The organism is Limnohabitans sp. TS-CS-82 (assembly GCF_002943475.1).
The window spans coordinates 47,418-71,015 of sequence record NZ_PTQX01000012.1; the positions used below are offsets into that span (position 1 = coordinate 47,418).

Below are 23,598 nucleotides of genomic sequence, written 5' to 3' on the forward strand. Positions count from 1 at the left end.
ACACCATGGCCATCACATTGACTGAAGCCGCGGCACGACACGTGACCCGCTATCTTGCCAAACGCGGCAAGGGCGTGGGCGTGCGTTTGGGTGTCAAGACCACAGGCTGTTCGGGTTTGGCTTACAAGCTCGAATACGTGGATGACCAAGAACCAGAAGACGTGATCTTTGAAGACCACGGCGTGAAGGTGTTGATCGACCCCAAGAGCTTGGCCTACATCGACGGCACGCAACTCGACTTCGTGCGCGAAGGCCTGAACGAGGGCTTCAAGTTTTTGAACCCGAACGAACGTGACCGTTGCGGTTGCGGCGAATCGTTCCGTATTTAAATTTCGATAGATCAAAGCGAGGCGTGACGTGAACGAATCGGCCAAGCCGTTGTCGGCGCAGCTCGCTGTCAGCGACTTTGAACTCTTCGGCGTGCCCGTGCAGTTTGCACAAGACCGCGCCCAGCTTGATGCACGCTGGAAAGACTTGCAGCGCGAAGCCCACCCTGACAAATTTGCTTCTCAAGGCACAGCCGCACAACGTGTAGCCATGCAGTGGTCGGTGCGCATCAACGAGGCGTATCAACGCTTGAAAGACCCGATGCGCCGCGCCGCCTATTTGTGCGAATTGGGCGGTGCACCCATTCAAGCCGAGAACAACACGGCCATGCCCGCTGCATTTTTGATGCAGCACATGGAATGGCGCGAAGCCATGGACGATGCCGCCGATGTGGCCGCGCTCGAAGCCTTGTTTGACGAAGTGCAGCAAGCCCACAAAACAGCCTTGCAGCAATGCGCACAGCTCATCGACACCGCACACGACCTGCCCGCTGCCGCGCAGCAGGTGAGGGGGCTGATGTTCATCGAGAAGTTTTTGCACGACATCGAAGCCCGAATTGACCAACTAGACGCCTCCTGAAAGCGACAATACACACCTATGGCGTTGTTACAAATTTCCGAACCTGGCCAAGCCCCAGACCCACACCAGCGACGCATCGCGGTGGGCATTGACTTAGGCACCACCCACTCGCTCGTGGCTTCCATGCGCAACGGTTTTGCCGAGTGCTTGCCCGATGCTGAGGGTCATGTCATCTTGCCGTCGGCAGTGCGCTACCTTGAAAACGATGGCCGCCAAATTGGCCGTGCTGCGTTGGCTTCGCAAGCCGAAGACCCACAAAACACGCTGGTGTCTGTCAAGCGTTTCATGGGCCGTGGCGTGGCTGACATTGCCAACCGCGATCAGTTGCCCTACGTGTTTGTCGACAAGCCCGGTATGTTGGCCATTCAAACCCGTGTGGGCGAAAAGTCGCCTGTTGAGGTGAGCGCTGAAATTTTGGCCACCTTGCGCTTTCGCGCCGAAGATACCTTCAACGACGATTTGTACGGCGCGGTCATCACCGTGCCCGCGTACTTTGACGATGCCCAACGCCAAGCCACCAAAGACGCTGCGCAACTCGCAGGCATCAACGTGCTGCGCCTCATCAACGAACCCACCGCTGCGGCCATTGCTTACGGTTTAGACCAAGCCAGCGAAGGCGTGTACGCCGTGTACGACCTAGGCGGCGGCACGTTTGATATCTCTGTGTTGCGTTTGACACGCGGCGTGTTTGAAGTGTTGGCCACCGGTGGCGATTCCGCTTTGGGCGGCGACGATTACGACCGCGCTTTGGTCGATTGGGTGCAAGCTCAAACCGGCTGCGTCATTGCCACACCGGCAGATAAATCGAACGTGTTGGTAGTTGCGCGTGCTTGTAAAGAAACTTTGTCCGCAGTTGATAGCGCTACGTTTGAAGTGACTTTGTCGAGCGGCGCATTGCGCCACACCGTCACACGCACCGAGTTTGAAGCCGCCACGGCCGCGTTGACCCAGCGCACCTTGTCTGCTGTGCGCAAAGCCTTGCGTGATGCCAAGCTCAGCAAAGACGACATCAAAGGCGTGGTCATGGTGGGCGGCTCCACCCGCATGCCGCAAGTGCAGCAAGCCGTGGCTGATCTGTTGGGCTGCGCACCCCTGAACAACCTCAACCCTGACGAAGTGGTGGCACTCGGTGCCTCTATTCAAGCCAACCAACTCGCAGGCAACAACCCCGATGGTGAGTTGCTATTGCTTGACGTGATTCCTTTGTCGCTGGGTATTGAAACCATGGGCGGTTTGGTGGAGCGCATCGTGCCGCGCAACCAAACCATTCCCACTGCGATGGCGCAAGACTTCACCACCTACCAAGACGGCCAAACCGCCTTGGCTTTGCACGTGGTGCAGGGTGAGCGTGACATGGTGGCTGATTGCCGCAGCTTGGCCCGCTTTGAGTTGCGTGGCATTCCCCCCATGGCCGCAGGCGCCGCGCGCATTCGCGTGACCTTCACGGTCGATGCCGATGGCATGGTGAGCGTGGGCGCGTTAGAGCAGCTCAGCGGCGTCACGGCCAACATCACCGTCAAGCCCTCGTATGGTTTGTCGGACGACCAAATTGCCGCCATGCTGCAAGACAGCTTCAAGACCGCCGAGCAAGACATCAAAGCGCGTGCTTTGGTCGAAGCCCGCGTGGATGCCGACCGCATGTGGCTGGCCACACAAAGCGCCTTGCAAGCTGATGGTGATTTGCTGTCTGTCGAAGATCGGACACGTATCGACACACTCATGACTGCAACGCTTGACGCTAAAAAGCTGGAAGATGCAGCCACCATTGAAGCCATTACAGAAGCGCTGGCCAAAGGTACAGAAGCTTTCGCAGCACAACGCATGAACCGAGGCATTCAACACGCCTTGGCCGGACAAAACATCGAGAACATCTAAATGCCTGTCATCAAAATTTTGCCTCACGCCGAACTCTGCCCACAAGGCGCAGAGTTGCAAGCCATCGCCGGTAGCACCATCTGCGAAGTGCTGTTGGAAAACCACATCAACATCGAACACGCTTGCGACATGAGCTGCGCTTGCACCACCTGTCACGTCATCGTGCGCGAAGGTTTCAAGTCGCTCAATGAGGCCGATGAAAACGAAGATGACTTGCTCGACCGTGCTTGGGGCTTGGAGCCCAATTCACGCTTGAGCTGCCAAGCCATCGTGGCCCAGCAAAACTTGGTGGTGGAAATTCCAAAGTACACCATCAACCACGCCAAAGAAAACCACTGACCATGCGCCAGATTTTTCTAGACACCGAAACCACAGGCCTCTCGGCCGAGAACGGCGACCGCGTCATTGAGATTGGTTGCGTCGAGCTGCTGCATCGCAAGCTCACGGGCAACAACCTGCATTTCTATTTGAATCCTGAGCGTGACAGTCATGAAGACGCCTTGCGCGTTCACGGCATCACCAATGAGTTTTTGAAAGACAAGCCCAAGTTTGCTGAGGTGGTCGATCAGTTTCTGGAATACATCGAAGGCGCAGAAGTCATCATTCACAACGCCCCGTTTGACGTGGGCTTTTTGAACAAAGAGCTAGAGCTGCAAGGCCGTCCGCGTTTCACCACGTTTGTGGATGGCATCACCGACACCTTGGTGATGGCCAAAGAAATGTTCCCGGGCAAGCGCAACTCGCTCGACTCTTTGTGCGACCGCTTAGAGGTCGACAACTCAGGCCGAACCCTGCACGGTGCCTTGCTTGATGCCGAGCTGTTGGCCGATGTGTATATCAACATGACGCGCGGCCAAGACGCTTTGCTCATGGAGGTGGAGAGCAACGACGAACAAACCCGCACCACAGACCGTGTGGACCTCAGCAGCTATCAGCTGCCCGTGATTGCAGCGACGGAACAAGAGATGACGCAGCACACCGATGTGTTGGCTCAGCTTGATAAATCGAGCGGTGGAAATACAGTTTGGCGAAAACTGGAAAATTCTGTGGCATAATTGCTGTCTTTCCAGAGATGGAAAACCGGTAAAGATGGGCGATTAGCTCAGGGGTAGAGCACCACATTCACACTGTGGGGGTCGCAAGTTCGAAACTTGCATCGCCCACCATTTTTGCCAAATCTGAAAGCTATCAGCCACTTAGGTTGTTTTCAGAATTTACTTTTTAAGAGTTCTACATATGCTTCCCTAGGAAGCATTTTTTTCGCCTGTCAAAAGTTGCATCCTGTTGTTTGATTCATCAGGCTAGAACTGATTGAATTGGGTTACAAAACTTCATATGCTCACGCTACGTGAGCAAGTTTTAAACAAACTGGAGATTAGGTTCTTTGATGCGATGTCTACGAACTGGTCTAACAGTTCAACTACTTCTTATGCTTGTTTACTCCTCAATTGGGGTGTTAGTGTTCGTGCTTTTTTGACGCTTAGGTTCGTCATCAATATGTTGAGAAACTCTGTGGAAAGTAAATTTTCGACACTCGAAAGTTGAACAGTAAAAATGGATGCCTTAGTGGAGATGTCCTTGATCGGTAAAAAACGTATGTCTGTGCGATTGTTCTTTGTAACTGTTCCACCGACCATTGTTATGCCAAGCCCAGCGGCAACTAGTCCTAAGGCTGTGTGAATTTCAATCGCCTCATAGCCAATTTTTGGAGAAGCTCCGGAGTTCTCCAAAATCCTCAAGGTCTGTTTTCCAAAATTACTGTTGGGATCTTTGGGATACATGATGTAAGGGATGTCATCGAAGTCACTTGCTGTTATGAATTTATTTTTGGCAAGTGGATGATCAATCGAAATAGCCGCGTACATGGCATCCTCTATCAGAGGGGTATACGTGGCGTCTTCTTCCTTGCGATATGGACCTATCACGCGCGATAGACCGATATGAATAGTTCCTTTCCGAAGAGCTTCTACTTGGTGTTCGGACAAAACTTCAATTAGCTCAATCTTGATTTGAGGGTGCTTCGACTTCATCTGGCGAACAGCCTCAGGCAATACAGAAAAGATGGTTGATCTTGTAAATCCAATGCTCAACCAACCAAGGTTGCCGGTGGCGATCTCTTTCGCTTCTTCGACCAGTTGGGATGCATCAGATAAAAGCAACTTGGCCTTTGGGTAAAAAAACTCGCCCAAGGTGGTCAATGTCATTGGCCTTGAAGCCCTGTCGAAGAGTTTCCCTCCGAGCTCATCTTCCAGCAAATTGATTTGCATGCTGATGGCTGTGGGTGCAACGAATAGGTTTTTTGCTGCAATGTTGGCATTGCCCGCATCGACTACTTCACAAAAGTAGCGCAATTGCTTTATGTTCATAAAAATTGAATATAAGTTCAAAATATGATGGTTGAAATCAATTCAACTTTACCAAAGAATATGGACTCTTCCTAAACGTAGTTTTATTCAAGAGGTGTGTATGAGTGGTGAGTTCCAAGAACAGGCCTGGTTTGAAAGCGCCAAATCACTATCTACAGCAGAGGTTTCAGATGCATTGGATGCGCTGAGTCTTCCGGGAAGTGCGCTTGGAATCAAGCCAATTGCAGGTGCACAGAAGATATTTGGTTTTGCATTCACGGTTCGATTTGCGGCAATCGATCCCTTTAAGCCAGGGACAGTGGGTGACTTCATTGATAGGTTGAACCCGGGTACTGTCGTTGTGCTCGACAACGGCGGACGCATAGATTGCACTGTTTGGGGTGGAATTCTTAGTCAACTAGCTGCCCATAAAAAACTCGGTGGCACGGTCATCAATGGCGTATGTCGAGATACAGCCGAAGCTGATTCGGCTAACTATCCACTCTATGCATTGGGCAAGTTCATGCGAACTGGCAAAGACCGTGTACAGGTCGAGGCATATGACGAGCCTGTCATGTTGGGCGATGTACGTGTTCGTCCTGGTGACTTAATCGTCGCCGATGCCGACGGGGTGGTTGTAGTGCCTTCTTTGAAGATCAAAGAGGTTCTTTCCAAAGCTCTCGCTACTCGAGAGATTGAAATCCAAATTCTCGAGGCTGCTTTATCTGGAATGCCATTGAACGAGGCCCGCAAAAAATTTAAATATCACACCCTTCAGAGGGCAGAAACCTCAACCCTTGCCGCTTAAATCATCACATAGGAGAAGATATGAAATACCTCAATAAAACAAAATTCGCATTGGTTGCAATAGCCAGTGTCATTACATCAGTAGGTGCAATGGCGCAGAGCGCCTATCCTTGCCCAACTGTAAAAATCATCTCTCCCTACCCACCGGCAGGAACAACTGACATCTTGTCGAGATTGCTGGCTCCGGGATTGTCAAAAGAGCTTGGTACAACAGTCATCGTGGAAAACAAGGCAGGCGCTAGCAGCAACATTGGTACTGAATATGTAGCGAATGCGCCGCCTGACGGATGCACGCTTCTTTTGGGTAACAACACCGGTGTGGTGATCAACCGTAATCTCTACAAGTTGCGTACCGATCCCGTTAAAGGCCTTACACCAGTGATTGAAGTCGCTTCTGTGCCGCTAGTGCTTTATGTCAATACCACCGTGCCTGCAACCAACCTCAATCAACTTGTGGATGAGGTGAAGAAGAACCCAGGCAAGTACAGCTACGCATCGGGTGGAAGCGGTAGCCCTCAGCATTTGATGGGCGAGATGCTGAAATTAGAAAAACAATTAGATATCACTCACATTCCATACAAAGGGCAAGGGCCGGCTTTGGCTGATGTGATTGCGGGTCAGGTGCAAATGGCATTCGAAACAACTACAGCAATTGCCGCACAGCTCAACTCAGGACGCATTCGCCCATTGGCTACCACGGGCAGTGTGCGCACCAAAGGTCTTGAGAACGTACCGACCATGAAAGAACTTGGCTATAACAACTTTGTGATTGAAAACTGGTACGGCATCTTTGCTCCTGCTAAAACGCCAGCCCCATTGGTCCAAAGATTGAATCAAGAATTGAACAAGGTCATGAAGTCACCGGAGGTAGCTGCAAGTCTGGCCAAGATGGGCTCCAGTGACGTTGCTGGCTCAGCTGAGCAATTTAACCAGTTTGTTCAAAAAGAATTGCCCTACTGGGAATCTTTGGTTAAGCGCTCTGGTGCAAAAGTAGATTAATAGATCGGTCTGACTATGTCCAATGGAATTCATATCAACCCCAGAGTAGAGGCATTTGCACAGGGAGTTCAAGCCTTAAATGGGCTTCCATCCTCTGTTGTAGGTGATGCGATGGGGCGATTGGTTGGAACAACAGGTTTGCATCCTGTTAATCGATCGAGCGTCTCAGTTTGCGGCAATGCATTCACAGTTCGCGTGAGGGCTGGCGACAACCTGCTGATTCATAAAGCGCTTGAAATGCTCAAACCTGGAGATGTACTAGTAGTTGACGGGGAGGGTGATGTGTCCCGAGCGCTAGTTGGCGAAATCATGATGACATCTGCAATCGTTCATGGTGCAGTTGCATTTGTGATTGATGGCGCAATCCGTGATGTCGATGCGTTTGAGGAGCACAAATTCCCGTGTTGGGCGAGAGGTGTGAATCTGCGTGGACCCTATAAAGATGGGCCGGGTTCTATTAATGAACCGATCACTGTAGGTGGCATGTTGGTAAATCCGGGCGACATTGTTTTGGGGGACTCCGACGGAGTCGTTGCTGTACCTTCAAGTCAAGCACTGGTTGTGGCCAAAGCTGCAAAAGACAAGGTCTTGGTTGAGCACCAAATGATTGCTGACATCAAATCTGGCGCATACAGCCCTGCATGGGTTGATGAACTGCTTCGTCAAAAGGGCGCATAAGTCCTATTTGTGAATCTTCAACGAAAAATAAAGAGAGACATCATGAAAAAATTGAGTCGTAGAAATGCAGTAATTGGCAGCTTGCTTTGCTTAACTTCAATTCTTGGTTATGCGGCTTATCCTGAGAAGCCGATCAAAATCATTGTTCCTTGGGCCCCAGGTGGTGCGACTGATCAAGTTGGACGTATGCTCGCTCAGCCCCTGTCGCAGGCGCTGGGCGTTCCTGTGGTCGTGGAAAACAAGGCCGGTGCTGGTGGTGTTATCGGTACACAGTTGTTTGTAAAAGAAAAAGCTGATGGCTATACGGTGTTGCTTGCGACCAGCTCGACAAATGCCGCAGCTCCGTATCTCTACTCAAAACTTGGTTTTGATCCAGTGAATGATTTCACACCTGTGGTTTCACTATGTTCTATTCCAAACGTGATGGTTGTACCAACGAAGTCACCTTGGAATTCACTCAAAGACATCGTTGATGCGTCTACCAAATCACCCGGTAACTTCACCTATGGTTCCGCTGGGATCGGCGGATCACAACACTTGGCGGGCGCTCAATTTAAAACAACGGCCAACATCGACATACGTCATGTGCCATACAAGGGGAGTGGGCCAGCTGCTCAGGACTTGGTCGCTGGTCACATCGACATGATGATTGATACTGGATCACTGGGAAGTATCAAAGGTGGTTTATTGCGACCTATCGCTGTAGCTTCATCTAAGCGACTTTCTGTGCTGCCTCATGTGCCAACATTCAATGAGGCTGGTGTCCCGATGGTTGCGTCTGCATGGTACGGATTGGTTCTTCCAGCAGGAGCCCCCGAAGATGTTGTCAATCGCCTCAACACCGAAATCAACAAAATCTTGAAATCTAAAGAAGTTAATATTCGGTTGGTTGAAATGGGGGCTGAGGTGATGGGGGGAACATCTGCTGAGTTTGCAAAATTCACCACTTCAGAGTTGAAACGTTACGAAGCTATCGTCAAGAACTCTGGTGCTCCTAAGGAGTAACTGAAAAGGACAAGCGTAAAGAGTCTTTACACTGTGGGGTCGCAAGTTCGAAACTTGCATCGCCCACCATTTTTACCAGTCCCATCGCTTCTTCAAAAGCAAAAGTCAAAGGTTCCGCAAGGAGCCTTTTTCGTTTCTGCTTTACTTTTCTATCCCCCTTGTATTTCAGTAGGCCGCGCTCATCTAAGTGCCATGTGAACCGTCACATCGGTGCTGCACAATGCAGCGTCGCTGAAGTGTTCAGTTTGGATGGAAAGGTGTTAAACCCATGTTGTCTCGTTTGTTGAAATCTGTTGTGGCCGGTGTCTTGGTGCTCAGCGCCACACTCGCCTTGGCGTTGCCTACGCCCAAAGACATTGAGGCTGCCGTGGCCGCCGGCCAGTACACGCAAGCCGAAAGCATGCTGCGCGAGGTGTTGCAAGACAAACCGCAAAGTGCCAAAGCGCATTACGAATTAGGCCAAGTGTTGGCCCATGCGCATCGCTACAAAGAAGCGCAAACCGAACTGCAAAAAGCCAAGGACATTGACCCGTCCTTGAAGTTCGCCACCAGCCCTGAGAAGTTCAACACGGTGTTGACCAAGGTGAACGACCTGGCTGCGGCGCCCACGTCTTCCGTGGTGATGGAACCCTCGGTGGCCCCTGGTACGCATGCAGCAGCCAAGGTTGCACCAGAGTCTGCCGCGAGTGGCAGCAGTTCATCCTTGACCTACGTTTGGCTGGCCATTGCCGGTTTGGTGGTGTTGGGTCTGTGGCTGCGTCGCTCGGCGGCCAATGCCGCTAACAACGTCAACCCAACCGCCTATGCACAAGGTGCAACGCCTATGGGGACACCTCCTGCACCGCGTGGTTTCGGTGCGCAATTCACGCCCAATGCCGCACCTGCTGGCTATGGCCCTCAGGGCTACGCACAACCCAACAGCGGCGGCTCCACCATGACAGGTGCTGTGGTCGGTGGCTTGGCGGGTGTGGCGGCTGGTTACGCTTTGTCAAAAGCCTTAGAGGGCGACCATCATGCTGCACCAGCTGCATCCGCTGGTGCATCAACAAGTGCGGGCAACGGTGGCTATGTGCCGTTTGACACGCCAGCTCAGCCCGACTTGGGCGCCTTCGATGCAGGCTCTGGCAGTGATTGGGACAGCGCCGACTCAGGCGGTGGCAGCGACGACAGCTGGTAAACGGCTTAGCTGTTGGCCTGCAGCGCTTGAGACACCACGTCTTGGGTGAGCTGCATGGCTGCTTTGTGCGTCGCCGTCATCGGGCGGCGCGCTGACCACACCAGCATGAGCTGGCTCATCAGTTTGGGTTTCTCCACGCGATGCGTGGTGAAGTCTTCGGGCTTGGCAAAGTTGCTCAGGGTGTAGGCGGGCAGCACGGCGTAGCCCATGCCTTCTTTGACCAATTCCAAAATCGCGTTCAAACCATCAATCTCCAGCACGATGTTGGGCTTGCAGTTCAGACGCAGCATCTCGGTGTCAATCAGCAAGCGAAACGCATTGGGGCGGCTGGGTGCGATGAGTGGCAGTTTGGCCAGGTCTGCCAGTTGCACCACATTTTTCAGCGGGGTGTTGCCTGCAATTGGCTTACTTTTTTTGCCTGCAATCAGCACCAAGGTGTCTTCATGTAACAAAGACATTTCCAAATCGGGTGAAGGTGCTGGGTTGTAGAGCACAGCCATGTCTAGGCGACCTGCACGCAAACTCTCGACCATCAACACCGAGAAGCCTTCGGTCAGCGACAGCTGTGCATGGGGCAGGGCCTGACGAAACGCCATGGTCAGTGGCACGGTCACCAATTTGGACAAACTGGGTGGCAAACCAATCGACACACGCCCAGCCAGTGCACCCCGCACCGAGCCCAGTTCTTCTTGGGCCACAGCTACTTGGTGCAGAATGCCGCGTCCGTGTTCGAGCATGACCAAACCTGCTTCGGTCACGGTCACGCCACGGCCATTGCGCATCAGCAAGTTTTGGTGCAACTCCACTTCTAACTGGCGCACATGGCGGCTGAGCAGAGGTTGGGGAATACTTAAAGCCAGTGCCGCTTTGGTGAAACTGCCTAGCTCAGCGACGCGTACAAAGGATTCGATTTGTTTGAGTTCCATGGAATTCTCTATTTTGAATAACCAATTGTCCGTTATTTAAAAACGTTATAGCAGCTAGTCCGTCATTTATGGCCCGTATCAGGGGTAAATCTCTAGAATCGTTCGCATGCAAACATCTTCTTCCTCTCTTGTGCTGCGCGGTATTTCATCCATGGCCACCAAGGCTTTGTTGGCTGATTTGACGCAGGCTTACTTTGCGCAAACTGGTGTGTCTGTGCAAATCGAGTCAGTGGGCGGTGTGGATGCCGCCAAACGCGTGCAAGCGGGTGAGGCCTTTGACATGGTGCTCTTGGCTTCCGATGCGATTGACAAGTTGATGGCCTCGGGCCATGTGCAAACCGGCTCACGCTGCGACTGGGTGCGTTCACCTGTAGCGGTGGCCGTTCAAGCAGATGCTGTGCGTCCTGACTTGAGCAACGAAGCCGCGCTGAAAGCGGCGGTGTTGGCCAGCCCCACACTGAGCTACTCCACAGGCCCAAGCGGCGTGTACCTTGAAAAATTGTTCGCACGTTGGGGCATCGCCGACGAGGTGAAACCACGCATCGTGGTGCCACCACCCGGTACGCCTGTGGGCGCATTGGTGGCGAGCGGCAAAGCTGCTTTGGGCTTTCAACAGTTGAGCGAACTCATTGCCTTGCCCGGCATCGATGTGTTGGGCACTTTGCCTGCGGATGTGGCGTTCATCACCACGTTTTCATCGGGCATTCCTGCAGTCATTGCCAACGACGCGGCTCGCGTGGCAGAGGTGCAATCGTTTTTACAGTTCTTGGCTTCGGCTGGCGTGGAAGACGTCAAGCGCAAGCAAGGCATGAACTGGCTTTAATTTTTAAATTTCATTTTGTAAGGGGTATTCATGTCTCTCATCATCGACGTACACGGCCACTACACCACAGCGCCTAAGGCTTTGGAAGAGTGGCGCAACAAACAAATCGCTGGCATCAAAGACCCAGCGTCTATGCCCAAAGTGTCTGATTTGAAAATCAGCGACGACGAGTTGCGCGAAACCATCGAGACCAACCAACTCGCCAAGATGAAAGAGCGCGGCTCTGACATCACCATCTTCAGCCCACGTGCGAGCTTCATGGCCCACCACATTGGCGATTTCCAAGTGTCATCCACTTGGGCGGCCATTTGTAACGAGCTGTGCTTTCGTGTGGCGGAGCTGTTCCCCAACAACTTCGTGCCTGCGGCCATGTTGCCCCAGTCACCCGGTGTCGACCCCGCCACTTGCATTCCTGAATTGGTCAAGTGCGTCGAGCAATACGGCAACGTCGGCATCAACTTGAACCCTGATCCATCAGGTGGCCACTGGACATCGCCATCGTTGGCGGACAAGTCTTGGTACCCCATCTACGAGAAGATGGTCGAGTACGACATCCCCGCCATGATTCACGTTTCGACCAGCTGCAATGGCTGCTTCCACACCACTGGCGCGCATTACTTGAACGCCGACACCACCGCCTTCATGCAATGCTTGACCTCTGACTTGTTCAAAGACTTCCCCACCTTGAAGTTCTTGATTCCGCATGGCGGCGGCGCTGTGCCTTACCACTGGGGCCGCTTCCGTGGCTTGGCGCAAGAGCTGAAAAAGCCTTTGCTCACAGAGCACTTGATGAACAACATTTACTTTGACACCTGCGTGTACCACCAGCCAGGCATCGACTTGCTGACCAAAGTGATTCCCGTCAAGAACATCATGTTCGCGTCCGAGATGATTGGCGCGGTGCGTGGCATTGACCCAGAAACCGGCCACTACTACGACGACACCAAGCGCTACATCGAGTCCACGCTCAACCTCAATGCCGACGAGCGCCATCAGGTGTACGAGGGCAACGCACGCCGCGTGTTCTCGCGCTTGGACACCAAGCTCAAGTCGCAAGGCCGTTAATTCAATTCTCAGGAGATTTCTTATGTACGAACTCGGCGTTGTGTATCGCAACATCAAACGCGCAGACCGCGCAGCAGCAGACGGCTTGGCCGCTTTGGGCTCGGCCACTGTGCACGAAGCCATGGGCCGTGTGGGCTTGCTCAAGCCTTATATGCGTCCCATCTTCCCAGGTGCGCAAGTGTCGGGCACCGCGGTGACCGTGCTCTTGCACCCCGGCGACAACTGGATGATGCATGTGGCTGCTGAACAAATTCAACCGGGTGACATCGTGGTGGCGGCCATCACGGCCGAGTGCACCGATGGTTACTTTGGCGATTTGTTGGCCACCTCTTTTCAAGCGCGTGGTGCACGCGCCCTGATCATCGACGCCGGTGTGCGTGATGTGAAAGAGCTGCAAAAGATGAACTTCCCTGTGTGGAGCAAAGCCATCAGCAGCAAAGGCACCATCAAGGCGACCATCGGCTCCGTCAACATCCCTGTGGTGTGTGCGGGCATGTTGGTCACGCCCGGTGACGTCATCGTGGCCGATGACGACGGCGTGGTGTGTGTGCCTGCTGCACGCGCTGCCGAGACTTTGGCCGCTGCACAAAAACGCGAAAGCTTTGAAGGCGAGAAGCGCGACAAATTGGCTTCGGGCATCTTGGGCCTCGACATGTACAAAATGCGTGAGCCCTTGGCTGCCGCAGGCTTAAAGTACATCGATTGATGCCGATGACTTTGAAAGCTTGTGCCATGACACACACCTCTAAACGCCAACTGTTTGCAGCTTTGACGGTGGGCGCTTTGGCGCTGTGCGGACTGTCCGCGCACGCCCAAGACTTTCCCACCAAGCCTGTGCGCATCCTCACGCCATTCCCCGTGGGCAGTGGCCCTGAGGGCGTGTTGCGTTTGGTGGCGGACAAGTTGTCGCGCACCTGGGGCAAACCTGTGGTGGTCGAGAACAAGCCCGGTGGCAATGGCTTCATCGCCATTGACACCTTCAAACGCGGTGCGACCGATGGCCATGATTTGATTCAGCTCGACAGCGTGCATTTATCGGCCTACCCGCATCTGTTCAAAAAGCTGCCGTATGACATCAAGGCCGATTTCGAGCCATTGGCACCTTTGTTCAAAACCTACTTTTTTGTGACGATTGCCACCGACAGCAAATACAAAAAAGTGTCTGATCTGATTGCCGATGCCAAAGCGCATCCAGGCAAGCTGAACTACGGTTCTTGGTCTGTCGGCAACCCTGTGCATTTGGGTTCGGCTTTGTTTGAGTCGGTCACGGGCACGGACATGCAGCACGTGATTTACAAAGAAACCAGCATGCTTTACAGCGGTGTGGCCACGGGCGAACTGGCTTTTGCCTTGGGCTCCAACGCCACAGCGGGTGCGATGTACCGCGCAGGCAAGGTGCAATATTTGGCCGTGGCTGCACCCAAGCGTGTGAGCGCATTTCCCAACGTGCCCACCATCGGCGAGTCGGGTGGCCCTGCAGGTTTTGAAGTGAGTGGCTGGACCACCATTGCTGCACCACGCGGATTGCCCAAAGCTGTTACGGACAAGATTCAACGCGACATCGAAAAAGCCTTGGCCGAACCCGATGTGCGCGACAAGTTTGCCTCGTTTGCTTACGAGCCATTCACCTTGAACCGCGAGCAGTTGAACGCCTACATCCAGGCCGAGTCAACGCGCTTTGGCAGCATTATCAAGAAAGCACAAGTCTCTTTGGACTGATTCAGCACACAAAAGGAACAACATGGAATTTGAAAAAACACCCGGCTGGTTAGATTGGTACAACGGCCCCACCAAGCCCGCATACAAATTGCCGGCAGGTGCAGTGGATGCGCATTGCCATGTGTTTGGTCCAGGCAACGAGTTTCCTTATGCACCTGAGCGCAAGTACACGCCGTGCGATGCATCCAAGGCTCAGTTGTATGCCTTGCGTGACCACTTGGGGTTCGACCGCAATGTGGTGGTGCAAGCCACTTGCCACGGGGCAGATAACCGAGCCATGGTCGATGCTTTGGTTAGCTCTGGCGGCAAAGCGCGTGGCGTGGCCACCGTCAAACGCAGCGTGACCGAAGAGGAGTTGCAAGCCATGCACGATGCAGGTGTGCGCGGCGTGCGCTTTAACTTTGTGAAGCGCTTGGTCGACTTCACACCGAAAGACGAATTGCTAGAAATTGCCAAGCGCGTGCAGATGTATGGCTGGCATGTGGTGATTTACTTTGAAGCGGTCGACTTGCCCGAGTTGTGGGACTTCTTCACAGCCTTGCCCACCAACATTGTGGTAGACCACATGGGCCGTCCTGATGTGACCAAGCCTGTGGATGGCCCTGAGTTTGAGTTGTTTGTGAAATTCATGCGCGAACACAAAAACGTGTGGAGCAAAGTCACTTGCCCCGAGCGTTTGTCAGTGGCTGGCCCTAAGGCATTGAATGGCGAAAAAGATTTGGAATCAGGCGCCTACAAAGACGTGATTCCCTTTGCCAAGCGTATCGTGGACGAGTTCCCCGACCGCGTGATTTGGGGCACCGATTGGCCGCACCCCAACCTCAAAGACCACATGCCCGATGACGGCTTGCTGGTGGACTTCATCCCGCACATCGCCACCACCGAAGAACAACAACGCAAGTTGTTGGTGGACAACCCGATGCGCTTGTACTGGCCTGAGGAGACTTTTTAATGGCACTCGACAAACCCTACACAGACGTTCCTGGCACCATCATTTTTGATGCCGAGCAATCGCGCAAAGGCTACTGGCTCAACCAGTTCTGCATGTCGCTCATGAAGGCGGAGAACCGCACGCGTTTCAAAGCCAACGAGCGCGCTTACCTCGACGAGTGGGCCATGACCGAAGAGCAAAAGCAGGCCGTGTTGGCCCGCGATTTGAACTGGTGCATGCGCACCGGCGGCAACATTTACTTCCTCGCCAAAATCGGCGCGACCGATGGTTTGAGCTTCCAGCAAATGGCGGGCTCCATGACCGGCATGACCGAAGAGGAATACCGCAACATGATGATTCACGGCGGGCGCTCGGTTGAAGGCAACCGCGTGATTGGTGAAAACGGCGATGCCCAGGCTCAGAACCAACCCCAAGGCGCAGCAGGAAAGAAATAACCATGGCAAAAATCACCGCATCCGTTTACACCTCCCATGTGCCCGCCATTGGCGCCGCGCTGGACCTCGGCAAAACACAAGAAGACTATTGGAAGCCCGTCTTCGCTGGCTACGACTTCTCCAAACAATGGATGAAAGACAACAAGCCAGACGTGATCTTCTTGGTCTACAACGACCACGCCACTGCGTTTAGCTTGGACATGATTCCTACGTTTGCCATCGGCACCGCGGCTGAGTACACACCTGCTGACGAAGGCTATGGCGCACGTCCTGTGCCCAAAGTGAAAGGCCACCCAGAGTTGGCTTCGCACATTGCGCAGTCGGTCATTCAACAAGACTTCGACTTGACCATCGTCAACAAAATGGATGTGGACCACGGCTTGACCGTGCCCCTGTCCTTGATGTGCGGCGAGCAAGACCCTGTGAAGGGCGCTTGGCCTTGCCCCATCATTCCGTTTGCAGTGAACGTGGTGCAGTACCCCGTGCCAAGTGGCCAGCGTTGCTTCAACCTTGGCCAAGCCATTCGCAAAGCGATTGAGAGTTACGACGAAGACATCAACGTGCACATTTGGGGCACAGGCGGCATGAGCCACCAGTTGCAAGGCTCGCGTGCGGGCCTGATCAACCGCGAGTGGGACAACAACTGGCTCGACCTGATGATCAACGACCCAGTGGCCTGTGCCGCCGTGCCGCACATCGACTACGTGCGTGAAGCCGGTAGCGAAGGCATTGAGTTGGTGATGTGGCTCATCGCACGTGGTGCGATGTCTGACATCCAAAACGGCAAAGTTGTTGGCCCAGCACCTAAACTGACCCATCGCTTCTACCATGTGCCTGCATCGAATACCGCTGTAGGCCACGCTATTCTTGAAAACGCATAAGAGGTAAATCACATGAGCAAAACCATCAAAGTCGCCTTGGCTGGCGCAGGTGCTTTCGGCATCAAACACTTGGACGGCATCAAAAACATCGACGGCGTGGAAGTCGTGTCATTGATCAGCCGTGATTTGGAAAAAACAAAAGAAGTCGCTGACAAATACGGCATCAAGCACGTGACCACCGACTTGGCCGACAGCTTGGCCTTGCCCGAAGTGGACGCCGTGATTTTGTGTACCCCTACACAAATGCACGCTGCACAAAGCTTGGCTTGCTTGAAGGCTGGCAAACACGTGCAAGTGGAAATTCCATTGGCCGACAGCTGGAAAGACGCAGAAGAGGTCGCGCGCGTGGCCAAAGAAAAAGGCTTGGTCGCGATGTGCGGTCACACCCGTCGCTTCAACCCCAGCCACCAGTGGGTGCACAACAAAATCAAAGCAGGCGAATTCAACATCCAGCAAATGGATGTGCAAACCTACTTCTTCCGTCGCACCAACATGAACGCGTTGGGCCAAGCCCGTAGTTGGACCGACCACTTGCTGTGGCACCACGCTGCCCACACGGTCGACTTGTTTGCTTACCAAGCTGGCAGCCCCATCGTCAAAGCCAATGCGGTGCAAGGACCCATCCACCCAACACTTGGCATTGCGATGGATATGAGCATTCAATTGCAAGCGGCCAACGGCGCGATTTGTACCTTGAGCTTGTCGTTCAACAACGATGGCCCCTTGGGTACCTACTTCCGCTACATCGGCGATACAGGCACTTACTTGGCCCGTTACGACGATCTGTACACTGGCAAGGAAGAGCAAATCGATGTGTCCAAAGTGGCGGTGTCCATGAACGGCATCGAGTTGCAAGACCGTGAGTTTTTTGCTGCCATCAAAGAAGGCCGTGAACCAAATTCCAGCGTCGCTCAAGTGTTGCCTTGCTACAAGGTGTTGCACGACTTGGAGTTGCAACTCAACGCTTGAGTTTCTCGTCCATCAAAAAAGGGAGCCATCTGGCTCCCTTTTTTTGTTGGTGCGTTGTTTATGTCGCTTTGATGGTTGACAACTGGCGTGCGCGTGCCACGGCGTGTTTGGCGGCTAAGTAACCAAAGGTCACGCCAGGCCCAATGGTGATGCCCGGCGCTGGATACACGCCGCCCATGATGGAGTGCATGTCGTTACCCGCCGCATACAAACCGTCAATCGCCGTGCCTTGTGCGTTGAGCACACGTGCATCGCCATCGGTGACCAAGCCTGTGGCCGCACCAATGTCACCGGGGTAGAGCGCCACCGCGTAAAACGGGCCTTCGCGCAAGGCGCCCAAGCACGGATTGGGGCCATGCCATGTGGCATCGCCGTTGGCGCGTTGGTAGTCGGTGGTGCCGCGTTGGAAATCTTCATCCACACCTTGGTCGGCAAACGCATTGAAGCGTTCGACGGTGGCTTGGAGTTTGTCTGCGGGCACATTCAGTTGCTGCGCGAGCTCAGCCAAGGTGTTGCCTTGTTTCAAATAGCCATCTGCCAAGAACGGCGCTAAGCCTTTGCCCTTGGCGTCATTACCCGGGCGAACCATGCCGATGCCATAGCGCTTCAAAGCGCCTGCATCACACACCAACCACGACGGCACACTGGGCGTGGTGGCGTGGTGGGCTTGCATGGCAATGCCAAACAAGTGGTACGAGGTGGATTCGTTCAAGTAGCGTTGACCTTGGCTGTCCACGGTGAGCATGCCGGGCTTGCCGCGGTCCATCACAAAGTGCGGAAACACAGCGGTGCTGCCATCGGCACGTTGACGTGTGGAGACGGGCGCCCAAAACGCGTGGCTCAAACCACCGCTGCCCAGTTGACCGCCGGCTTGCAATGCCAAGTCTTGCGCTTTGCCTGTATGGCCAGGGCCTGCAGGGCACCACGCTTCTTTGGCGCCGGGCAGCATGTCTGCACGGCGTGTGGGGTGACGGTTGAAACCACCGCTGGCCATGACCACGCCACCTTTGCTGCGCACCGTGCGTTTGACCACGCTGCCATCGGGCAAGGTTTGTTGCAGGGCGACGCCTTGAATGGTGTTGCCGTCTTGCAGCAGTTGTGTGGCTTCGGTGTTCGTCACCAACAGGCCTTGGCGTTGGATGTAGCTGTAGAGCATGCGCGCAATCATGGCGTTGCCCATGACCAAGCGTGTGCTGCGTGGGTGCAACAGTTTGTCGAGGAAATGACGCACGATGATGCGAACGCTGTAGCTGAACGACTTCCACGTCTCAGTCAAACGCAGCAAATGGAAGATGTCATCGCGATCCACCATCATGCCGCCGAGCACGGTGAACTCGGGGATGGGGTTGCGCACGAGCGGCAGATTGGGACCAAGTAATTTGCCATCGAAAGGTTGCGGCTCGATCGCACGACCACGCAGCACCGAGCCTTCGAGCTCAGACAAATAATCGGGATGCAACATGCGCACTTGGAATTGCAACGCGCTGCTGCCTTCGAGTTTTGCAATCGCGTGTGGCCCGTTGTCGATGAACGATTGGCGCAGCTTGGCATCTGAACGTTCGCCCACGGCGAGGTTCAAAAACGTGGCCACGCGCTCAGGTGTGTCGTCCGGGTTGACTTCCAAGCCGCGCTTGGTACCGGGCACCCACGTGGTGGCTGCCGACAACGCGGTGGTACCACCCACATGGGCCATGCGTTCGACCAACAACACGCGTGCGCCATCAATCGCAGCATTGAGTGCTGCTGAGAAACCTGCGCCGCCAGAACCAATCACCACCAAATCCACGGTGTCGTGGTCTTTGAGTTGCGAGAGGTCAGTGCTGATGCGTTGATGAAGGGGATGCAAAGCGTCGCTCATCGCTCACACCTCCAACAAGAAGTTGACCATCAGCTCACGCACTTGCGCAAACATGTCGGCGCCTGTCACGGTCTTGCAACCCTTGGCACGTGCTGCCGCAATCAAGGGCGTGATGGCGGGGGCGGTGATGACGCAGCCGACAAACATGTCGCCATGAATCTTCGTGATGTCAATGGGTGTGGGATCGGCTTCTTTCATGCCGATGGGTGTGGCGTTGACGGCCACATCAAAACCTGTGGGGTCGGGGCTGCCAAGTGTGAACTTTTCAAGATGGGTGACCTTGCCCAGTTTCAAACTGTTGAGGCGGTCAATCAGTGATTGAAGACGTTGATCATCTGGGTCGTGAATGGCCAACTCACTCACACCCGCCAACACCAAGCTGTGCGCGATGGCTGAGCCTGCGCCGCCTGCGCCGACCAACAAAGCGCGTTTGTTTTTCAGCACGCAGCCGTTTTTCTCCATGGCGCGCACATAGCCCAAACCGTCGAACATGTCCCCGTGCCAGCGGCCTTGTGTGTCGCGACGCACGGTGTTGACCGTGCCCAAAAAGGCGGCGCGTTCAGACAGCACATCGCAAAACGCAGTGCACGCAAATTTGTGCGGCACGGTGACGATGAGGCCGTCGATGTTTTGCGCGCGTTTGGTGCCGGCCCACCAGTCGGTCAAGTCAGCGGGGGCCACATGGGCGGGAACGCAGATGGCGTCGCGGCCATGTGATTCAAAAGCTTGGGTCACGCCAAAAGGCGATTTCACTTGGGCAATGGGGTCGCCCACAATGACGTGAACTCGTGTGGCGCCGCTGTAGTTTTCAAGCATGGTGATTCAAAGTGAAGTGGATAAATGTGGCTCAGTTTATCCAAAAATGGAATTGCGTTCAACTTTTGAATCAAATTCATTTTTCGTGATAAAGTGCCGTCCAACATCCATTTCCAAACAGCACTATGAGCGGCGTACTTGAAAGAACTTTGGGCATCTTGGAGCTCTTGTCTGAACAAGGGCAGGGCGTCGAGCTGGCTGTGTTGGCCGACAAGCTCAACATGCCCAAGAGCGCCGCGCACCGCCTGTTGGTCGACCTGGTGCGCTTTGGTTATGTGCGCCAAACACGCGACATGGGCGAGTATGTGTTGACCACCAAGCTCGTCTCGTTGGGCTTGAGTTACCTCAGCAAAACAGGCGTCATTGATGTGGCTCAGCCGCTGCTCGACCGCTTGGCCGAACAAACCGGTGAGCTGGTGCGTTTGTCGGTGGTCGATGGTGACCGTCTGACATGGGTGGCCCGCGCCCAAGGCGCTCGCCAAGGCCTGCGCTACGACCCAGACATGGGCAGCATTGCCCGCTTGAGCTGCTCGTCTTCGGGCTTGGCTTGGTTGTCCACCATGAAGGATGACGATGCTTTGGCTTTGGTGTCACAACAAGGCTTGGGTTCACCGCAAGATTTCGGCCCCAACGCACCCAAGAGTTTGAAAGCTTTCCTGAAGGTCTTGCAAGACACTCGCAAACAAGGCTTTAGCTTGACCGAAGAAACCTACACCGCAGGGCTCAACGCCATTGCCGCATCTGTAGGTTTGGCAGGGCAGTTGCCCATGGGCACCATCAGTGTGGCGGGCCCTTCGGCGCGTTTGACGCGTGAGCGCATGTTGGCATTGGCGCCTGATTTGTTGTCATGTGCGGCGCAGTTGGCAGCCGCCAGTGGCGCGTCACCCATGTTGGCGCGTGGCACCAGCCATGTGCGTTTGCAACCCATTTACGCCGCTTGATTGCGTTGGATACGTCACGATGACCACGCCATCACTCGACACCTCTGATGCCAAAACGTGGGATTGCGATTTGCTCGTGGTGGGCTCTGGCGCCGGTGCGTTATCTACCGCCGTGACGGCGGCACACCTTGGCCTCAAAGTCATCGTGGTGGAAAAAGATGCGCACTACGGCGGCACCACCGCATGGTCGGGGGGCTGGATGTGGATTCCACGCAATCCACTGGCTATTCAAGCGGGCATCACCGAGCCGATTGAAAAACCACTGTTGTATTTGCGTCATGAGTTGGGCGAGCAGTTTGATGAAGCACGTGCGCGCACGTTCCTCACGCACGGCCCACGTATGGTGCGCTTCTTTCAAGAACACACCGCCTTGCAGTTCATCGATGGCAACTTGATTCCAGATTTCCATGGCAAAACCGAAGACGCTGCCTTGGGTGGCCGCTCGGTGTGTGCTGCACCGTTCGACGGTCGCTTGTTGGGCAAGTATGTGAAGCAGCTCAAAACGCCGTTGTATGAGATGACCTTCCTCGGCATGGGCATTGCCTCGGGGGCTGACATTCGTCACTTCTTCCATGCTTTGCGTTCATGGGGCTCGTTCTTCCATGTGGCCAAGCGCGTCACGCGTCATGTGTTTGATTTGGCGATTCATGGACGCGGCATGCAGTTGGTCAACGGCAATGCTTTGGTGGCCGCGTTGGCCAAGTCGGCATTCGATGCGGGTGTGGACATTCGCGTGAACAGCCCTGTTGTGCGTTTGATCATGCAAGACAACGACGGCGTGCAAAAAGTGCGTGGCGCTGTGGTGATGCACAACGGCGTTGAGCAAACCATTCGCGCCAAGCGCGGTGTGATGTTGGCCACGGGGGGCTTTCCGCATGACCCGCAGCGCAAGAGCCAACTGCTGCCACACGACCCGACAGGCCAACAACATTTCTCAGCTGCCTCATGCGGCAACACCGGCGATGGTTTGCGCTTGGGCGAATCGGTGGGTGCTGTGGTGTCGAACGATTTGAAGCACGCGGCAGCGATGGCGCCTGTGTCTTTGGTGCCACGTCAAGATGGAACCACGGTCCACTTCCCACATTTGATTGAACGCGGCAAGCCCGGTCTCATTGCCGTCACGCGCTTTGGCAAACGCTTTGTGAACGAGGCCGACTCGTACCACGACTTCATGCAAGGGTTGATTCAAGCACTTCCCGAAGGTGAGCCTGTGCAAGCCTGGTTGGTGGTGGACCATCGCTTCATCCGTCGCTGGGGTTTAGGCGCAGTCAAACCTGCGCCTGTGCCCATGCGCAGCATGTTGGCCAATGGCTACTTGAAACGTGGCAACACCTTGGCGGAGTTGGCAGATGCGTGTGGCATCGACGCTGTGGCTTTGCAAAACAGCGTGGCGCGTTTCAACACCCAAGCCGACATTGGCTACGACGGTGAATTTGGCAAAGGCCAAACCGCTTACAACCGCGTGCAAGGCGATGCCACACACGAAGGCCGCAACCCGAACATGGCACCCATTCAAGACGGCCCGTTTTACGCCGTGCGCATGGTGGCTGGCAGCTTGGGCACCTTTGCGGGCTTGCGCTGCAACGAACACGCGCAAGTGCTCAACGCGCAAGGCCAGCCCATCGACGGTTTGTACGCCGGTGGCAACGACCTCTCTAGTGTGATGGGCGGCAACTACCCCAGCGGTGGCATCACACTCGGCCCCGCCATGACCTTTGGCTATCTCGCGGCGCATCATGCGGCCCGTTTGTCACCCGACTTTGCATCTTCTGAACATCCATTTTTGAAAAGGACTTCTCCTATGTATTACGAACTCGCCACCATGACCTTGCCTTTTGGCACCGCTGCCCAAGCTGCTGCCAACGTGCAAACTTTCGCTGCGCAAGGCCAAGGTGAATTGCTGGGCTGCTGGTTCACTGACATCGGTGTGCTCAACCAAATGATTGTGTTGCGTGGTTTTGATGACTTGGCCACTTTGCAAGCCGAGCGCAACCGCACACAACACAACGCCAGCCCGTTTGGCTGTGGCGACATCTTCCAAAGCTTGGAGCAACACAGCTACCAAGGTTTCCCTTGGATGAAGCCCGTGCGCCCCAGCGCTGAGAGCGGCATCAATGGCCCCGTGTATGAAATTCGCACCTACGGGATCAAACCCGGTGGCGTGCAACCCACGATTGATTTGTGGGAACAAGCCATCCCCGCGCGCGACAAAATTTCGCCTTGCGTGGTGGCCATGGTCGCTTTGGATGGCCCGCTGCGCTTCACCAACATTTGGGCTTACCCCACACTCGACGCACGAAGCAAAGCGCGCGCGGATGCTGTGGCCCAAGGCATCTGGCCACCCAAAGGCGGCCCTGCCAACTTGACCACCAACATGGTGTCCACCATCGCCATGCCCACTGCGGTTTCGCCATTGAAATAA

24 protein-coding genes and 1 tRNA gene are annotated in these 23,598 nt (G+C 54.6%); 21 read left to right on the top strand and 4 right to left on the bottom strand.

The features are described from left to right. The first annotated feature begins 5 nt into the window (after positions 1–5). From iscA to C5F52_RS20630, 6 genes are all read left to right on the top strand, one after another. The gene (iscA, locus tag C5F52_RS20605) at positions 6–329 is read left to right on the top strand and encodes an iron-sulfur cluster assembly protein IscA (protein WP_104800240.1); all 324 of its coding nucleotides are present in this window, start codon (positions 6–8) and stop codon (positions 327–329) included. Between the two features lie 28 nt (positions 330–357). After that, positions 358–906, top strand: a complete 549-nt coding sequence (gene hscB, locus C5F52_RS20610) for a Fe-S protein assembly co-chaperone HscB (RefSeq protein ID WP_236657946.1) — start codon at positions 358–360, stop codon at positions 904–906. 18 nt (positions 907–924) lie between these two features. After that, positions 925–2,781: a Fe-S protein assembly chaperone HscA gene (gene hscA / locus C5F52_RS20615; RefSeq protein WP_104800241.1), complete on the top strand. Its 1,857-nt coding sequence runs from the start codon at positions 925–927 to the stop codon at positions 2,779–2,781. Continuing rightward, positions 2,782–3,120 carry an ISC system 2Fe-2S type ferredoxin gene (fdx, locus tag C5F52_RS20620; RefSeq protein ID WP_104800242.1) on the top strand — a complete coding sequence of 113 codons (339 nt, stop codon included), beginning with the start codon at positions 2,782–2,784 and terminating at the stop codon, positions 3,118–3,120. It abuts the gene before it with no gap. Positions 3,121–3,122: 2 nt separating this feature from the next. Next, on the top strand, positions 3,123–3,836 hold the full coding sequence (dnaQ, locus tag C5F52_RS20625) for a DNA polymerase III subunit epsilon (RefSeq protein WP_104800243.1): 714 nt from the start codon (positions 3,123–3,125) through the stop codon (positions 3,834–3,836). Between the two features lie 36 nt (positions 3,837–3,872). Beyond that, a tRNA-Val gene (locus C5F52_RS20630) sits at positions 3,873–3,947 on the top strand. Between the two features lie 261 nt (positions 3,948–4,208). On the opposite strand, the gene C5F52_RS20635 is transcribed toward C5F52_RS20630, so the two are convergent. After that, the gene (locus tag C5F52_RS20635; RefSeq protein WP_104800244.1) at positions 4,209–5,147 is read right to left on the bottom strand and encodes a LysR family transcriptional regulator; all 939 of its coding nucleotides are present in this window, start codon (positions 5,145–5,147) and stop codon (positions 4,209–4,211) included. A gap of 31 nt (positions 5,148–5,178) precedes the next feature. Between C5F52_RS20635 and C5F52_RS20640 the strand changes: the two genes are divergently transcribed. From C5F52_RS20640 to C5F52_RS20660, 5 genes are all read left to right on the top strand, one after another. Further along, entirely contained in the window at positions 5,179–5,934 is a 756-nt protein-coding gene (locus C5F52_RS20640) for an RraA family protein (RefSeq protein WP_369953607.1), read from the top strand. A gap of 20 nt (positions 5,935–5,954) precedes the next feature. Continuing rightward, entirely contained in the window at positions 5,955–6,932 is a 978-nt protein-coding gene (locus C5F52_RS20645; RefSeq protein ID WP_104800246.1) for a tripartite tricarboxylate transporter substrate binding protein, read from the top strand. Positions 6,933–6,947: 15 nt separating this feature from the next. After that, positions 6,948–7,610: an RraA family protein gene (locus tag C5F52_RS20650; RefSeq protein ID WP_104800247.1), complete on the top strand. Its 663-nt coding sequence runs from the start codon at positions 6,948–6,950 to the stop codon at positions 7,608–7,610. Between the two features lie 42 nt (positions 7,611–7,652). Further along, positions 7,653–8,615, top strand: coding sequence for a tripartite tricarboxylate transporter substrate binding protein (locus C5F52_RS20655; protein WP_104800248.1), 963 nt, complete (start codon positions 7,653–7,655; stop codon positions 8,613–8,615). 268 nt (positions 8,616–8,883) lie between these two features. Then, positions 8,884–9,792, top strand: coding sequence for a tetratricopeptide repeat protein (locus tag C5F52_RS20660; RefSeq protein WP_104800249.1), 909 nt, complete (start codon positions 8,884–8,886; stop codon positions 9,790–9,792). 5 nt (positions 9,793–9,797) lie between these two features. On the opposite strand, the gene C5F52_RS20665 is transcribed toward C5F52_RS20660, so the two are convergent. Continuing rightward, positions 9,798–10,718: a LysR family transcriptional regulator gene (locus tag C5F52_RS20665; RefSeq protein ID WP_104800250.1), complete on the bottom strand. Its 921-nt coding sequence runs from the start codon at positions 10,716–10,718 to the stop codon at positions 9,798–9,800. A gap of 106 nt (positions 10,719–10,824) precedes the next feature. Here C5F52_RS20665 and C5F52_RS20670 point away from each other — a divergent pair, with 106 nt between their 5' ends. The 8 genes from C5F52_RS20670 to C5F52_RS20705 are packed head-to-tail and all read left to right on the top strand — an operon-like array spanning position 10,825 to position 17,561. Continuing rightward, entirely contained in the window at positions 10,825–11,541 is a 717-nt protein-coding gene (locus C5F52_RS20670; protein ID WP_104800251.1) for a substrate-binding domain-containing protein, read from the top strand. A gap of 30 nt (positions 11,542–11,571) precedes the next feature. Beyond that, on the top strand, positions 11,572–12,606 hold the full coding sequence (locus tag C5F52_RS20675; protein ID WP_104800252.1) for an amidohydrolase family protein: 1,035 nt from the start codon (positions 11,572–11,574) through the stop codon (positions 12,604–12,606). 22 nt (positions 12,607–12,628) lie between these two features. Beyond that, the gene (gene ligK / locus C5F52_RS20680; RefSeq protein ID WP_104800253.1) at positions 12,629–13,312 is read left to right on the top strand and encodes a 4-carboxy-4-hydroxy-2-oxoadipate aldolase/oxaloacetate decarboxylase; all 684 of its coding nucleotides are present in this window, start codon (positions 12,629–12,631) and stop codon (positions 13,310–13,312) included. A gap of 26 nt (positions 13,313–13,338) precedes the next feature. Further along, positions 13,339–14,325: a tripartite tricarboxylate transporter substrate binding protein gene (locus tag C5F52_RS20685; protein ID WP_104800376.1), complete on the top strand. Its 987-nt coding sequence runs from the start codon at positions 13,339–13,341 to the stop codon at positions 14,323–14,325. 22 nt (positions 14,326–14,347) lie between these two features. Next, positions 14,348–15,277, top strand: a complete 930-nt coding sequence (locus C5F52_RS20690; RefSeq protein ID WP_104800254.1) for an amidohydrolase family protein — start codon at positions 14,348–14,350, stop codon at positions 15,275–15,277. Continuing rightward, the gene (gene ligA / locus C5F52_RS20695) at positions 15,277–15,711 is read left to right on the top strand and encodes a protocatechuate 4,5-dioxygenase subunit alpha (protein ID WP_104800255.1); all 435 of its coding nucleotides are present in this window, start codon (positions 15,277–15,279) and stop codon (positions 15,709–15,711) included. Before C5F52_RS20690 ends, ligA begins: the two co-directional genes overlap by 1 nt. Positions 15,712–15,713: 2 nt before the next feature. Beyond that, complete coding sequence (locus C5F52_RS20700) at positions 15,714–16,592, top strand: class III extradiol dioxygenase subunit beta (RefSeq protein ID WP_104800256.1); 879 nt, start codon at positions 15,714–15,716, stop codon at positions 16,590–16,592. 12 nt (positions 16,593–16,604) lie between these two features. Beyond that, positions 16,605–17,561, top strand: a complete 957-nt coding sequence (locus C5F52_RS20705; protein ID WP_104800257.1) for a Gfo/Idh/MocA family oxidoreductase — start codon at positions 16,605–16,607, stop codon at positions 17,559–17,561. A gap of 58 nt (positions 17,562–17,619) precedes the next feature. Here the strand turns inward: C5F52_RS20705 and C5F52_RS20710 are convergent, their stop codons facing one another. Continuing rightward, the gene (locus C5F52_RS20710; protein ID WP_236657947.1) at positions 17,620–19,419 is read right to left on the bottom strand and encodes an FAD-dependent oxidoreductase; all 1,800 of its coding nucleotides are present in this window, start codon (positions 19,417–19,419) and stop codon (positions 17,620–17,622) included. A 3-nt stretch (positions 19,420–19,422) separates the two neighbouring features. Then, positions 19,423–20,235, bottom strand: a complete 813-nt coding sequence (locus C5F52_RS20715; RefSeq protein ID WP_104800258.1) for a shikimate dehydrogenase — start codon at positions 20,233–20,235, stop codon at positions 19,423–19,425. A 125-nt stretch (positions 20,236–20,360) separates the two neighbouring features. On the opposite strand from C5F52_RS20715, the gene C5F52_RS20720 reads away from it, so the two are divergent. Together C5F52_RS20720 and C5F52_RS20725 are read left to right on the top strand one after the other, a co-directional pair. Next, positions 20,361–21,176 carry an IclR family transcriptional regulator gene (locus C5F52_RS20720; protein ID WP_104800259.1) on the top strand — a complete coding sequence of 272 codons (816 nt, stop codon included), beginning with the start codon at positions 20,361–20,363 and terminating at the stop codon, positions 21,174–21,176. A 19-nt stretch (positions 21,177–21,195) separates the two neighbouring features. Then, entirely contained in the window at positions 21,196–23,598 is a 2,403-nt protein-coding gene (locus C5F52_RS20725) for an FAD-dependent oxidoreductase (RefSeq protein WP_104800260.1), read from the top strand.

Coding starts and splice junctions, on each gene's coding strand:
- iscA (WP_104800240.1), top strand. CDS start 6: ATGGCCATCACATTGACTGAAGCCGCGGCACGACACGTGACCCGCTAT.
- hscA (WP_104800241.1), top strand. CDS start 925: ATGGCGTTGTTACAAATTTCCGAACCTGGCCAAGCCCCAGACCCACAC.
- fdx (WP_104800242.1), top strand. CDS start 2,782: ATGCCTGTCATCAAAATTTTGCCTCACGCCGAACTCTGCCCACAAGGC.
- dnaQ (WP_104800243.1), top strand. CDS start 3,123: ATGCGCCAGATTTTTCTAGACACCGAAACCACAGGCCTCTCGGCCGAG.
- C5F52_RS20635 (WP_104800244.1), bottom strand. CDS start 5,147: ATGAACATAAAGCAATTGCGCTACTTTTGTGAAGTAGTCGATGCGGGC.
- C5F52_RS20645 (WP_104800246.1), top strand. CDS start 5,955: ATGAAATACCTCAATAAAACAAAATTCGCATTGGTTGCAATAGCCAGT.
- C5F52_RS20650 (WP_104800247.1), top strand. CDS start 6,948: ATGTCCAATGGAATTCATATCAACCCCAGAGTAGAGGCATTTGCACAG.
- C5F52_RS20655 (WP_104800248.1), top strand. CDS start 7,653: ATGAAAAAATTGAGTCGTAGAAATGCAGTAATTGGCAGCTTGCTTTGC.
- C5F52_RS20660 (WP_104800249.1), top strand. CDS start 8,884: ATGTTGTCTCGTTTGTTGAAATCTGTTGTGGCCGGTGTCTTGGTGCTC.
- C5F52_RS20665 (WP_104800250.1), bottom strand. CDS start 10,718: ATGGAACTCAAACAAATCGAATCCTTTGTACGCGTCGCTGAGCTAGGC.
- C5F52_RS20670 (WP_104800251.1), top strand. CDS start 10,825: ATGCAAACATCTTCTTCCTCTCTTGTGCTGCGCGGTATTTCATCCATG.
- C5F52_RS20675 (WP_104800252.1), top strand. CDS start 11,572: ATGTCTCTCATCATCGACGTACACGGCCACTACACCACAGCGCCTAAG.
- ligK (WP_104800253.1), top strand. CDS start 12,629: ATGTACGAACTCGGCGTTGTGTATCGCAACATCAAACGCGCAGACCGC.
- C5F52_RS20685 (WP_104800376.1), top strand. CDS start 13,339: ATGACACACACCTCTAAACGCCAACTGTTTGCAGCTTTGACGGTGGGC.
- C5F52_RS20690 (WP_104800254.1), top strand. CDS start 14,348: ATGGAATTTGAAAAAACACCCGGCTGGTTAGATTGGTACAACGGCCCC.
- ligA (WP_104800255.1), top strand. CDS start 15,277: ATGGCACTCGACAAACCCTACACAGACGTTCCTGGCACCATCATTTTT.
- C5F52_RS20700 (WP_104800256.1), top strand. CDS start 15,714: ATGGCAAAAATCACCGCATCCGTTTACACCTCCCATGTGCCCGCCATT.
- C5F52_RS20705 (WP_104800257.1), top strand. CDS start 16,605: ATGAGCAAAACCATCAAAGTCGCCTTGGCTGGCGCAGGTGCTTTCGGC.
- C5F52_RS20710 (WP_236657947.1), bottom strand. CDS start 19,419: ATGAGCGACGCTTTGCATCCCCTTCATCAACGCATCAGCACTGACCTC.
- C5F52_RS20715 (WP_104800258.1), bottom strand. CDS start 20,235: ATGCTTGAAAACTACAGCGGCGCCACACGAGTTCACGTCATTGTGGGC.
- C5F52_RS20720 (WP_104800259.1), top strand. CDS start 20,361: ATGAGCGGCGTACTTGAAAGAACTTTGGGCATCTTGGAGCTCTTGTCT.
- C5F52_RS20725 (WP_104800260.1), top strand. CDS start 21,196: ATGACCACGCCATCACTCGACACCTCTGATGCCAAAACGTGGGATTGC.